Annotated in this window: 9 protein-coding genes and 1 pseudogene; 6 read left to right on the top strand and 4 right to left on the bottom strand. The window is 58.8% G+C overall.

Annotation, left to right across the window (positions count from 1 at the left end; genetic code table 11):
* Nucleotides 1-68: 68 nt before the first annotated feature.
* Complete coding sequence (locus P0204_RS12415) at nt 69-1,055, top strand: SDR family oxidoreductase (RefSeq protein WP_276179653.1); 987 nt, start codon at nt 69-71, stop codon at nt 1,053-1,055.
* 198 nt (nt 1,056-1,253) lie between these two features.
* On the opposite strand, the gene P0204_RS12410 is transcribed toward P0204_RS12415, so the two are convergent.
* From P0204_RS12410 to P0204_RS12400, 3 genes and pseudogenes are all read right to left on the bottom strand, one after another.
* Nucleotides 1,254-2,426, bottom strand: a complete 1,173-nt coding sequence (locus P0204_RS12410) for an NAD-dependent epimerase/dehydratase family protein (RefSeq protein ID WP_276179651.1) — start codon at nt 2,424-2,426, stop codon at nt 1,254-1,256.
* A gap of 93 nt (nt 2,427-2,519) precedes the next feature.
* Nucleotides 2,520-3,132: pseudogene (locus P0204_RS12405) on the bottom strand (TrmB family transcriptional regulator); the annotation flags it as partial.
* Nucleotides 3,133-3,349: 217 nt separating this feature from the next.
* Nucleotides 3,350-3,616 carry a hypothetical protein gene (locus P0204_RS12400; protein WP_276179649.1) on the bottom strand — a complete coding sequence of 89 codons (267 nt, stop codon included), beginning with the start codon at nt 3,614-3,616 and terminating at the stop codon, nt 3,350-3,352.
* Between the two features lie 527 nt (nt 3,617-4,143).
* On the opposite strand from P0204_RS12400, the gene P0204_RS12395 reads away from it, so the two are divergent.
* Complete coding sequence (locus tag P0204_RS12395) at nt 4,144-5,247, top strand: glycosyltransferase family 4 protein (RefSeq protein ID WP_276179647.1); 1,104 nt, start codon at nt 4,144-4,146, stop codon at nt 5,245-5,247.
* 48 nt (nt 5,248-5,295) lie between these two features.
* Nucleotides 5,296-6,435 (top strand): hypothetical protein, encoded by a 1,140-nt coding sequence (locus tag P0204_RS12390; RefSeq protein WP_276179644.1) that lies wholly within the window; start codon nt 5,296-5,298, stop codon nt 6,433-6,435.
* Here P0204_RS12390 and P0204_RS12385 read toward each other — a convergent pair.
* The gene (locus tag P0204_RS12385; RefSeq protein WP_276179643.1) at nt 6,426-7,889 is read right to left on the bottom strand and encodes a sulfatase; all 1,464 of its coding nucleotides are present in this window, start codon (nt 7,887-7,889) and stop codon (nt 6,426-6,428) included. The two genes, P0204_RS12390 and P0204_RS12385, sit on opposite strands and share 10 nt — an antisense overlap.
* A gap of 97 nt (nt 7,890-7,986) precedes the next feature.
* Between P0204_RS12385 and P0204_RS12380 the strand changes: the two genes are divergently transcribed.
* From P0204_RS12380 to P0204_RS12370, 3 genes are all read left to right on the top strand, one after another.
* A complete protein-coding gene (locus tag P0204_RS12380) occupies nt 7,987-9,726 on the top strand; it encodes a carbamoyltransferase family protein (RefSeq protein WP_276179641.1) in 1,740 nt (579 codons plus the stop codon).
* 96 nt (nt 9,727-9,822) lie between these two features.
* Nucleotides 9,823-11,004, top strand: a complete 1,182-nt coding sequence (locus tag P0204_RS12375; protein ID WP_276179639.1) for a glycosyltransferase — start codon at nt 9,823-9,825, stop codon at nt 11,002-11,004.
* A 111-nt stretch (nt 11,005-11,115) separates the two neighbouring features.
* Nucleotides 11,116-12,222, top strand: coding sequence for a hypothetical protein (locus tag P0204_RS12370; RefSeq protein ID WP_276179636.1), 1,107 nt, complete (start codon nt 11,116-11,118; stop codon nt 12,220-12,222).
* Nucleotides 12,223-12,242: the final 20 nt, after the last annotated feature.

Genomic DNA, 12,242 nt, shown 5'->3' with positions numbered 1-12,242 from the left:
TCTCGGCATAACGGACCCAACACTCGAACCCGACGGGTTTTTGTCGCTTCCCCGACCCGCTTGGGGTAATGAGAATCCTCGTGACTGGCGGTGCGGGCTTCATCGGTGGCCACCTCGCCGAACGGTTCGCCGGTGACGGCCACGACGTCGTCGTCCTGGACAACCGGGACCCGTTCTACGACCTGGACATCAAGTCCCACAACGTCGAGGCGGGCCGCGCGGCGGCCGACGCCAGCGACGGTAGCTACGAGTTCGTCGAGGGCGATGTCCGCGACGCCGAGTTGGTCACCGACCTCGTCGCCGACGCCGACTACGTCTACCACCAGGCTGCCCAGGCCGGCGTCCGCCCGAGCGTCGAGAACCCCCGAAAGTACGACGAGGTCAATGTCGGCGGCACGCTGAATCTGCTGGACGCCTGTCGCGACGAGGGCATCGAGCGGTTCGTCATGGCTTCCTCGTCGTCGGTGTACGGCGTCCCGCAGTACCTCCCGTACGACGAAGAACATCCGACGACGCCGGTCTCGCCCTACGGCGCTTCGAAACTCGCCGCCGAACGGTACGCCTGTGCCTACAGCGAGGTGTACGACTTCCCCGCCGTCGCGCTGCGGTACTTTACAGTATACGGTCCCCGGATGCGCCCGAACATGGCCATCTCCAATTTCGTCTCCCGGTGTATGAACGGCGACCCGCCGATCATCTACGGCGACGGCACACAGACGCGGGACTTCACGTACATCGATGACATCCTCGAAGCCAACGTCACGTTGCTGGAGGAGGACGCCGCCGACGGCCAGGCCATCAACATCGGCTCGACGGACAACATCGAGATCAAGACACTGGCCGAGGAGATCCGCGATCAGTTGGCGCCCGAGCTAGAGCTTGTCTACGAGGAGCGCCACGACGCCGACGCCGAGCACACCCACGCGAGTACGGAGCGTGCGAGCGAACTGCTGGGCTACGAGGCCTCGCATACGATCCGGGAGGGCGTCTCGAAGTTCATCGACTGGTACCGGGAGAACCGCGAGTGGTACGAGCCGCTGGTACGGAACTCTTGAGTGCTACTGGAACGCTTCTCGTACGATCTCGTTGGACCGTCGTTCGATCGTCAGCCGACTAAGTTACCATACTTGCTGGTATCTGTCCCAAACAGTCGTTGAGCGTCTCAATACTATAGTGTAATTAGTTATCTGAAAAAGAATAAATGTATCTCAAGATACATTTTCAGTTCTGATTGAGATGTCAGTATTTAATTCTCATTCATCGACAAGGACACTAGGGAGGAACCGGTCTTCGTAGGACTCGATGGTGTCGTCGTAGCGGGTCAGCGTCTCGAAGATGTCGCGGACACCCTCCTCGAAGGTCTGGTTCTGGCCGCCGATGAGGTCGGCGTAGCGGTCGTTCTCAATCTCCATCTTGTGGGTTTCGTCCTCGTCACGCGGGTTCTCGAAGTGCTTGACAGCCACGTCGAGGTCGAACTCCGAACCGACGTCCGCGATCGTCTCCGCGATCTCGACGATACTGATAGCGCGGGTGACCTGGTTGTAGACGGTCAGCCCCTCAGGCCGGTCGTCCGGGTCTTCGAGTGCGACCTGTGCCAGCCCCTCGACTGCGTCCTCCAGCGAAATGAACGGCTTGCGCTGCTCGCCCTTGCCGTAGACCGTGACCGGGTAGCCCGCGACCGCCTGTGCACAGAAACGATGTCCTACAGTCCCGAAGTAGTAATCGAAGTCGAATCGGGTCTTCAGTCGGTCGTCCTCGCGCGTCTCGGCGGTCTCGGTCCCGTAGACGATAGCGGTTCGGACGTCCGAGATCGGGATGTCGAACTGCTGGTGGGCCAACCGCAGGTTCGCTGCGTCGTGCGATTTCGTGAGGTGGTACCAGCTCCCAGCCATCGCCGGAAACGGCACATCGTCGGCCTCGCCCTGATTCTCCATCGTCGCCCCACCCTCCGGGATGGGGAATTCGGGTGCGCCGTAGACACCCGTCGTGGTCGTCTCGATGAAGTGGGTGTTGGTGAGGTCGTGTTCCTCCAGACCCCACAGGAGATTCCGCGTGGCCTGCATGTTGTTGTGCTGGGTGTAGTTGGCCCGCTCGCCATTGATCTGGGAGTACGGCGCGGAGGGCTGGGCCGCCGTGTGGACGACCACGTCCGGTTCGTGGACCACCAGGAGTTCGTCGACGAAGGACTTCTCGACGAGGTCGCCCTTGACGAACGAGAGGTTCGAGAGCCCGTGGACCTCCCGTGCGGCGTCGAGTCGCCGGTCGATACTGGAGACTGGCGTCGCGCTCGTAGCGCCGACCTCCTCAACCCACTCACGGCGGCCGAAGTTGTCGACGAGGATGACTCGATCGTCGGTCCGGTCGGCGATCCGCAGGGTCGCCGGCCACCCGAGGTAGCCGTCGGCACCGGTGATGAGGATAGACATCGGTTACTCAGTCTGTGAGTAACATTCTTGGTTTAAATATCTCCTCCAACCGACACGTGAGTTCGAGTCGATTGACTATGAGAAACAGGGGCCTCAATCAGGCTGTTCGGTGCTCTCGTACTCCCAGATGAGGTCGAAGTACCGCTGCAGTCCGGCGACGAACGAGCCGTTCTCGGTGACGGCGGCCTGGCGCATGTGGAGCGGGATATCTTTCTCTTCGACGAGGAGGATCGCCGTCCCCGTCTCGTTCCATACTCGGGTCCGCGAGCGTCCCTCGCCAGGGTAGTTGCTCCTCACTGAATCGGATTCCCACTACAGGGTACGACGACCGTATCCGGTCTACGATCCGTTCCTGGACGGCCCGGTTCTCCGGAGAGAGGTGGTCCGGATGGAGAAAGAGGACGTCGATGTCGACACCCTGGTCAAGTGCGTCCGCGAGCGCCGTCTCGACGGCGTCGAAGTACTCGAAGCTCTTGGTCAGGACGCTGACCGAGTTGTCTGCGTCCCGGTACACTGCCCGTGTCTCTGTTTCGCTGGGCTGTCCCACGTCGACGACGTAGAACAACTCCTCGGTCGGTGTGACATCCTTGGCAGCTTCCCGGTAGCGCGGTTCGAACGTCGCGAGGAACTCGTCGGCCATCGCCTCGATGTCCGACTGGTACTGCTCGAAGGACTGCCGACGGTGTTCGATCGCTTGGTCAAGAATCTATCACGCGTCTGTCGACGAGGAACTCGTTCCCTGCAACGACGAGCGCATCGACCAGCACGGTCGGGTCTGAGGAGACGCACAGACTTGGTGTCGATGGGCATCAGGTCGTAAACATATAGAGCCACACCGAAACACAGCCTTCGGCGTAGACGTGCAGTCCGTCAAGGACGAGCGAAATTAGGCCACTGAACACCACGTGGCCGTACAAGCGTCGCTAGTGGCGACGAGCGAATAGAAGGGTGATGAGTCCGGCGACCATCAAGACACCACCCAGCGTCGAGAGAGGGGCGTAGGAGAACGGGACGCCGAGAGCAGTCCGGACGAGGGTACTGTCGAGGACGATACCTACTTTCACGAGATCCGGGATCGCGGCCCCACCCATCACGAGGGCGATCAACCGCGTCTCGAGCCACTCGACGCGCCAGCCGACGACAGTCAACACGATGAGGGGGGCCAGCAGATGCGTGAGCAGATCAGCCATATCGTGCATCCCCAGCACCAGTATTGGAAGAACACGACCGGGAATCCAAGCACGCCGATAGCTGACGTTCCATACTTGTACAACTCGGCTCCGAAACTGCTGCTGACGACGGCGATCTGATCTGCCCTGAGGGCGTTGTTTACCTCGACGGTGTCGTACACCTGGACGACACCACCCGGTTCGATCGCAGTTGTGACGCCCGTCACGCTGAGTGTTAGGCTCTCTCCACGTGCCGGGCCCGGACGGTCAGTTCGCCGTCCGAGCGATCGGTCGCGGTACCGAACAGGAGTACACGTTCGCCAGTGTCGCCGCGTCGGGATATAGCGACCGGTCTTGGCTGGTCACGTCGGCGTGGACAAACAGTCCACCGAGCGCCGAGACCAGAGCAAATGCCACGAGGGAACGTTATTACAGTATTACATCTGTCAGTGCGTCGTTCGGTAATTATGTTTTTAGATTCGACGATGGGAGAAACATCCGAAATACCGACGACGTTTTTTGCGTGGACCGAGTGAGACAGGTGACGGATGCGAATCTTACGGGTGGCACAGAAACTCTATCCCGAGACCAAGGGGGGTGGCGCATATCATGTCCACGCGATGAGCCGTGATCAAGCGTCCTTGGGACACAACGTGACCGTTCTAACGGTTACACAGGGCGATGCGGAGCCCCACATCGAGCGACGCGATGGGTACGATGTCGTTCGGTTTCCATCAGTGACTGAACCAGTTGGTAACTCGATATCTCCCGGAGTGATGCAGTTCCTCCAACAACGCGCGAATCGGTTCGACATCGTTCACGCACACTCTCATCTCTACTTCTCCACGAACCTCGCAGCAGCGGTACGGCGGCTGGGTGGGCCACCGCTAGCAATCACTAACCACGGGCTGTACTCACAGACCGCGGCGAGGTGGCTCTTCGACGTGTATCTTCGGACCGTTGCACGCCTCACGTTTGACAGTGCAGACGTTGTATTCTGCTACACTGACGCCGACAGGGACCGCCTTCGTGAACGAGATGTATCGACCGAAATCGCGGTTGTTCCCAACGGAATCGACCGTGGGCGATTTTCTCCAGAAGGGCCACAGAGCGATTTACTCACTTCCGAGGGACCGACGCTGCTATTTGTCGGGCGATTCGTCGATGGAAAGCGGCCGACCGACGCACTTGTGGCATTCCGACGGGTGGTCAGACAGTACCCTGACTCTCACCTCTATTTTGTCGGCAAGGGGCCACTTCGTGCACAACTCGAGACTCAAATCGAGAAAGCCGGTCTCGAAGACCACGTGACTCTCACTGGAACACAACCGTATGACGCGATGCCAGAGATTTACAGGAGTGCAGACGTGCTCATCTTACCGAGCCGTGCGGAGGGGGTTCCTCGGACTGTTCTGGAGGCGATGGCGACCGACGTCCCTGTCGTCGTGTCTGACCTTCCGCAAATCCGCACAGTAGTTGCCGGCGGGGGCGAGTGTGTGCCTGTCGGCGAGCACACAGCACTGGCCCAAGCCCTCGTTCACGTGCTTGATAGCAGAGCCGACTACGAACCGATGGCGGCCACACGTGAGTACGAGTGGAAACGAACTGTACGAAAGACAACCGCGCACTTAGAACGGGTCAGTACAGGGTGATATCGTTAGACATGACTCGTCACAGAACGTGGATTGAGGAGAGTTGCCGTGACTGACCGTCCAGTGGCGGCACTCCAGGTCGGTGCCCTCGCGTTAGTCCTGCGCCTGCTTACCATCCCGCTCTCGGTACTTCGAATCAACCCATACTCGCAAGGCGACTCACGGTTGTTCGAAGCGGCCGCAGTCAGTGCGGCCCAGGCGTTTGCATCAGGAGAGCCACCAAAACTCGTGTCGAAACTATTTACCGGGTCAACGATAGATGCGTTCAGGAACGTCGACCAAGTCTGGGGCGTGCTACTGGCACCGTTCTGGTTGGTACCCGGGCCGAGTGAGATTTTTGCTCGTATCGTGCTTGCCGGGGTTGGGGCAGCGGCAGCCTATCAGGTCGTCGTAATTGGGCACAGATTACACTCACAGCAGGCGGGGGTGCTTGCCGCACTCCCAGTTGCTGTATTTCCAACGTTCGTCGCTATCCACGCGACGCTGCTCAGAGAGGGAATCATCCTCTTTGCATTAACTGGCGTCGTACGTCTTTACGTCGCTCCACCAGAGAACGTCCGAAGGAGTTTTGATCTCGTAGCCATCGTTGGACTCCTCACCGTGGCAACAGTACTTCGAATCGAGAACGTCCCACTGTACGCCCTCGCTGTCGGGACCGGTGTCGCGGGTTCACTCTACGCCAGAGACGTAGAGTACGCCGACCATGTCACGCTGAGTGCTATGGTGATAGGGGGAATCGTCTCTATCTGGCAACGGAGTCGAATAGTCGGGTTCCTGCGCGACATTCGAAAGCAACGCACCCGCGGTCGGGCGGTCTATCTACCGGATGTCCTGCCGGACAACATCTTCCAGATGGTGGCCTTCTCGTGGATCGCTGCCGCATATTTCTTGTTTACCCCGTTCCCGTGGATGGTCGTGCTTCCGCGGGACCTCGTCGCGTGTGTCGAAGCGATGATAACGCTCGTCTTCGGGGTCGCAAGTCTGGATGGGGTCCGCACCGTCGCTCGGAATGCGACCGCACTCACGATAACGCTGATCGTCGGGTTGCTCGCAGGTGCGACGTTGTACGGCCTCGCGAACGCGAACTACGGAACGGCGGTCCGACAACGGCAAATGTTCGTCTGGGTACTGTTTCTGTTCGGGGCCATCGGAATTTCGAACCGAATCCAGTTCCAGCACTATTTTTGAAGATATCCGAGTTCTTCAAGTCGCTGTCGGGTGCTTGCACCGATATCGGGGCCATCTCGATTGGTCGCGTGGTCGAACGAGTCGAGCCACGTCTCCAATTGCTGTTCCAGAGTGGAGGCAACACTCGGGTGAGTGTCCGAGACATCGGTGCATTCGTCAGGGTCGTCTGTGAGGTCGTAGAGCCACCGACTGCCGTCAGAGCCTCGAATCAGTTTGCGCCCGTCGACACTGATCGACCGAAGCGAACGGTTGTAGCGTCTGACCTCGGAAGGGACCGCGTCGACACGCTTTTCCAGTGCGTCCATCGAGGGTTGTGGAGCGAGGTACTCCGCGATTACGTAGTCACGTCGGTCGTCCGCGTCAGGGTGGAACGACAGTCCTTGTGTTTCAGTGCGAAGAGCAGGGGCGTCGACGCCAACGGTGTCGAGGATAGTCGGGGCCAGATCGACTAACTGGACCGGCCGACTCACCTCTCCCGTTCCCGTAAACGGCCCGCCAGACATGACGAGCGGAACGTGTAACAGTGTTTCGTGGAGTGAGTACTGATGGTCCATCAACCCGTGGTCGCCGATATTTTCCCCGTGGTCACTCGTCACGACGACAAACGTCTCCCGGTCAGTCGCCGTATCCAGTGTCGTCAGTAACTCCTGAAGGCGATCGTCAACGTAGGCTAGCTCGGCCTGATAAAGCCCCCGAAGAATGTCGAACTCGTGGGCGCTGAGTTCCACATCGCCGGCGAGATAGCCCCACGCGTCCTGAGGCACAGACATCGCCTCGTCGTGGGAGACGTCCGCCGGCAGGAACCGGTCCGTGTAGGATTTAGGCGGACGATACTCGAGATGCGGTTCGAGATAGTTAACAAAGAGGAAGAACGGGGCGTCGTCGGTTCGGTCACGCAACCAGCCACGGACAAATTCATTGGTCTGGGCTGCACCACTGTCGGTTCGTTTCCGTCCGAATCGACCATAGAGAGCATTCAAGACATTGACCGGAAGATTTCCAGAGAGCAGTTCGCGAGCGAGCGAACGATACATCTCCCAGCCGTGACGGGTTCGAGCGATCCGTCCAAGATCCGTCGGCGACTGGATATACTGCCAGGTCTGATAGAACGTGTCGAAGCCGATGTCGAAGCCGAACTCACCACTGATCCAGGTATTGTTCGACACAGCGACAGTCTCGTAGCCCGCCGTCTGGAGGACGGATGGGAGCCTCGGAAGGTCGTCGGTGAGTCGCTTGTGACCAGCATGTGCACCATGCTTCGAGGGATATGTCCCGGTAAACAGCGACGCGTGAGAGGGCAGCGTCCACGGTGCAGTCGCCGAGACCCGGATACACTCGGTGCCCTCGCTCGCCAGCCGGTCGAGTGCCGGCATAACTGGGGCCCCGCCCACGGTTCCACGCGCGTCGTCGAATCGTGCAGTGTCCAGGACCACGATAACAACGTTAGGTCTCATCAATTAGTTGTTTGAACCCAGTGACTCGAACGTATTGAGGCTATCTGCCTTTTAAGTATCACAAACGCTATGTGGACACTGTACCATCGAAGTCAGTATGTGGATACTCGGGATCAAGCCGTCCCTCGGCAAACTCTCTCCGTTTAACTATTGGGGGTATCACGACGGGGGTGCCTGTCTCTTACGCGACGACAAGATCCTCGCAATTGCGGAAGAAGAGCGGTTTACCAGAGATAAGCACGCGAATCACACGTTTCCGACCGAGAGTATCAGATACGTCCTACGAGAAGCCGGACTCAAGCTTGACGCCATAGACGTCGTCGCCATCGGGCGGGATCCACGTCTTCAGAAGAATGCCACTTTCGAGGAGTACAAGGAACGCAAATCCCCCCCAACTTCGCTCCGCGATCTATACGATCTCGCCACGGCGGGTGAGTCGGCACTCGCAGCGTACGGGAACGTCCATATTCGAGAGGTAGCGAGTCGGCTAGCAGATTTGGCTGACGGTACGTTCGATGTGGAGTATCTGACAGTCCCGCACCACAGATGCCACGCGGCGTCTGCGGCCTACTGTGCTTCCGAACCAGAGCCGGTCACACTGACCATTGACGGACGGGCTGAGTACGAAAGTACAGTCCTCTGGGACGAGAATCTGAACCGGATCGAGACGATTCCCCACACGAACTCCGTCGGAAAGCTCTACTCCTTGGGCGCAAAGTATCTCGGGTTTCGCGGCCGAGTGGACGCAGGAAAGGTTATGGGACTGTCTTCGTACGGCAGTCACAGAGAGTCATTCGAGACGGCCTTCGAAGAGTTCGTCGAGGTGGGTGAAGGGACATATAATGTGTCCACAGTCACACGTTCCGAGGATCCCGTCGCCCTGCTCGAATCGTACTTCGGAGAGCGTAGCCGCTATGGGGAACCATTCGAGCCACATCACCAAGATTTCGCCCACCATCTACAGATAGCGACGGAACAGATCGTCGTCGAGTTAGCGAGGTCACTTACCGTTCAGACAGGGAACCACGATCTCGCGATTGCGGGCGGTGTAGCCCTGAACTGCAAGGCTAATCGAGCGCTCAAAGACGCGACGTTCGTGGACTCGCTGTTCGCACAGCCCGCTGCCAACGATGCGGGAGTCTGCTTGGGAGCTGCACTTGATGCCTACAGACAAGTGACCGGCGAGGCCCCCGACCCGACGTTCGACGGAGTGTACTTTGGCCCATCCTACGGCAACGAAGAGATCGAACAGTTACTCGAAAACACGAAACTCGAGTCGAAGCGATTCGAAGACATCTGCTCTGAGACGGCGCGCTATCTCGCAGACGGCTATCTAGTCGGATGGTTTCAGGGACGGATGGAGTACGGCCCACGAGCCCTCGGCAACCGAAGTATTCTAGCTGACCCCCGCGACGAAGACTCGCTAGATTTAGTCAACGCAAACGTGAAGAACCGAGAAAAGTGGCGACCGTTCGCCCCGAGTCTGCTGGCCGAGCGTAGAGACGAATACCTCGAATCTGGAGATGAGTCTGGATATATGATCGTGCTAGATCGCATTAGTGAGACAAAGCAGGACGAAGTGCCCGCCATCGTTCATGTCGATGGTACGTGTCGGCCACAGACGGTCAAAGAGGAGACGAATCCCCGATACCACAGACTACTCCGCGAGTTCGAATCGATAACGGGGACGCCTGTCCTGCTAAATACGTCGTTCAACGTCGCCGGGGAGCCAATCGTGGAATCGCCAGAGCAGGCGCTCCGTGACTTCTATTCGACCGGTTTGGATGTCCTCGTGCTCGAGGAGTATCTCGTCACTAAACCCCATGTCACGCTGTAGTGTGTGTACCCAGGCGATGCGCCCTCGCGAGACAGGAACTCCGAGACTATCCAAAACGTGTATCGACCCACACCGTCGGCACGTGCTCAACGACAGATGAACGTTCTCGTCGTCTCTCATCTCTTTCCGACTCCGACTGATCTCTCATCCGGAATCTTTGTCCGCAACCAAGTAGAGGCGCTAGCTACGGCCGGTCACCAGGTGCGTGTCATCGCTCCTGTTCCGTACATCCCGGACAGTGTCGCTCATCTGACTGGCCGAACCCCCTCGGCGAAGCTCCCGGGCGAGCAGGAAATCAGCGGTATCTCTGTCGAACATCCTCGATACGTTTCGTTGCCCCGTCCTGAGACGCTCCCACTCGTCGCATTCTCGGTACGAGAGGCAGTCTCGCAATATCGCCAGTCGTTCAGCTGGGCCGATGTCGTCAACGCTCACGTCGCGGTTCCCGACGGCTTCGCCTGTTATCCAGTCGCACACAAAACCAATACGCCGCTCGTTACGACCATCCACGGTGCCGACCTCCAGAAGTCGATCCACCGCCCGTTCGTCCGGCCGTTGGTCAAACGGACGGTCAGAGCCTCCGACCGAATTATCGTCAATAGCACCAAAATTCAGCGTCTACTCGAAACGCACGTCGGCACCGACATCCAGTCACACGTCGTCCACAACGGTGTCCCAGTTGCAGCAATCGACCGGGCACAGCCATGCCTCGATACGGCTGACGGAACACGGATAGTCAGCGTCGGCAGCCTCACCGAAACGAAGGGGCATCGCTACGTACTGGACGCGTTGGCGAGACTTTCCCCTCCGTTCGAGTTCGTCGTCGTCGGGACCGGACCTCAAAGAGCAAACATCGAACGAAAAGCCACGGAACGAGATATCCGGGGTCAGGTTCGGTTCATGGGAGAACTCCCACAGGCGGATGTATTCTCGCATCTCAAATCGGCGGATATCTTCGTACTACCCAGCTACGTCGAAGCGTTCGGTATCGCATATCTCGAAGCGATGGCGTGTCGACTGCCGGTCGTCGCGTGCCGGGGAGAGGGGCCGGAAGATTTCGTCACTGACCGAAAAACCGGCTTTTTAGTCCCGCCGCGCGAGGTAGATCCGCTGGCCACCCTCCTGCAGGAACTTATCGAGGCACCCGAACTTCGGGACCGAGTCGGAGCGCGGGCAGAACGCGTGGCCCACTACGGGTTTACTTGGAAACGTAACGCCGAAGTAGTCGGCAGAATCTATGAAAGTGTCTGCGAGGAACGGACGGGTGGCCGTAGATGAGAGCGCCCGTCTCGGTGGACGTAATCAATGCGGAGAGACGGTCCCGGACCTCCTTCAAGAAGCGGTGGGAAAAGCATACGTAATTTCAGTACCCCTCTGGATATGACTCGTATGTCTCCGACGATGCGACACTATCAGATCCACGACTTTCTCCATATCTCGGTCTCGACGGCGCTTCCCGGTCCCCTTTTGGATCAGTTCGATTTTCAGTTCGACTACTTCGAAGTCGAGCGAGGGGCGGAGACTCCGTCCATCGAGGTGTATCCGTTCGACACGTTCGAGACCCGTCCCGGCGAGACGGTTCACTACGACACGTCGGGTCGATACGGGACCTACTGGTACGACACGGACCGAAAACTCGCGGTCGTACGAACCGACGACGGATTCACGGTCTACACTGCGAGCGGTGTCAATCTGTATCCGCTCTTGCAGTCACAACTACTCCATCAGGAGTGCGTGTTCGTCCACGCCGCTGGCTACGTCGACAGCGACGGGGGTGCAACGCTCCTCCCTGGCGCGGGCGGGGTCGGAAAAACCGCACTCTTGGGGCAACTAGTGACCTCACACGACGTGCAGGTGCTTGGCGACGACATTGTCTGTCTGGACGTGGCCGGTGACTGCTTTTCGTTCCCACGCTCGTTCGTTTTCAAAGCGTACCATCGCGACGTGTATCCAGCGGTTTTCGAGAAGTACGACATGGACACCAAGCGAGTGCGAGAGCGGATCGCCACGGTAGTCCTCAGGTCTCTCATCGACAACGCTCCGTTCGTCGGTCTCACGAAATCGCTACTGCACCGGTTCGGGTACTACGAGCAGACGTCGTTTGCACTGTCGAAGATTCGGGGCGGAGACTACCTCGCGACGGTACCGGCCGACGAGATTTACGGGCCCGAATCCATCGCGACGAGTGGGACTCTCGACCGGGTGGTCTTCCTTCGCCGCGTCGACGACACCGAGTTTAAATTGGCACCGCTGTCCCACGACGAACTTCGGAACCGGTTGTTTTCGATTATCCTCCGAGAGTGGCAGAGCGAGCTCCCAATCCTGTGTGAACTTGGCTCGCTCGGGATGCTGGAATTGTCGGCATACTTTGATGAATTAGCAACGGTGATGGCCCGAGGTATCGCCGATACCCCGTGTCACGAGTTTCTCGTTCCCGAAGACGCATCGCCCGACACCCTCCACGAACAGTTCGTCGCGGCGGTGAATGTTCGCTAATCGGCCCCGACAGGACATCG

The sequence above is a fragment of the Haloarcula halophila genome (assembly GCF_029278565.1).
Lineage (GTDB): Archaea > Halobacteriota > Halobacteria > Halobacteriales > Haloarculaceae > Haloarcula > Haloarcula halophila.
Note: the sequence above shows the minus strand (reverse complement) of the source record. Positions and strands in the feature narration are given on the sequence as shown.

What these genes read in the sequence shown, in the direction of transcription:
- P0204_RS12415 (WP_276179653.1), top strand. Translation starts at nt 69, where the DNA reads ATGAGAATCCTCGTGACTGGCGGTGCGGGCTTCATCGGTGGCCACCTC.
- P0204_RS12410 (WP_276179651.1), bottom strand. Translation starts at nt 2,426, where the DNA reads ATGTCTATCCTCATCACCGGTGCCGACGGCTACCTCGGGTGGCCGGCG.
- P0204_RS12400 (WP_276179649.1), bottom strand. Translation starts at nt 3,616, where the DNA reads ATGGCTGATCTGCTCACGCATCTGCTGGCCCCCCTCATCGTGTTGACT.
- P0204_RS12395 (WP_276179647.1), top strand. Translation starts at nt 4,144, where the DNA reads ATGCGAATCTTACGGGTGGCACAGAAACTCTATCCCGAGACCAAGGGG.
- P0204_RS12385 (WP_276179643.1), bottom strand. Translation starts at nt 7,889, where the DNA reads ATGAGACCTAACGTTGTTATCGTGGTCCTGGACACTGCACGATTCGAC.
- P0204_RS12380 (WP_276179641.1), top strand. Translation starts at nt 7,987, where the DNA reads ATGTGGATACTCGGGATCAAGCCGTCCCTCGGCAAACTCTCTCCGTTT.
- P0204_RS12375 (WP_276179639.1), top strand. Translation starts at nt 9,823, where the DNA reads ATGAACGTTCTCGTCGTCTCTCATCTCTTTCCGACTCCGACTGATCTC.
- P0204_RS12370 (WP_276179636.1), top strand. Translation starts at nt 11,116, where the DNA reads ATGTCTCCGACGATGCGACACTATCAGATCCACGACTTTCTCCATATC.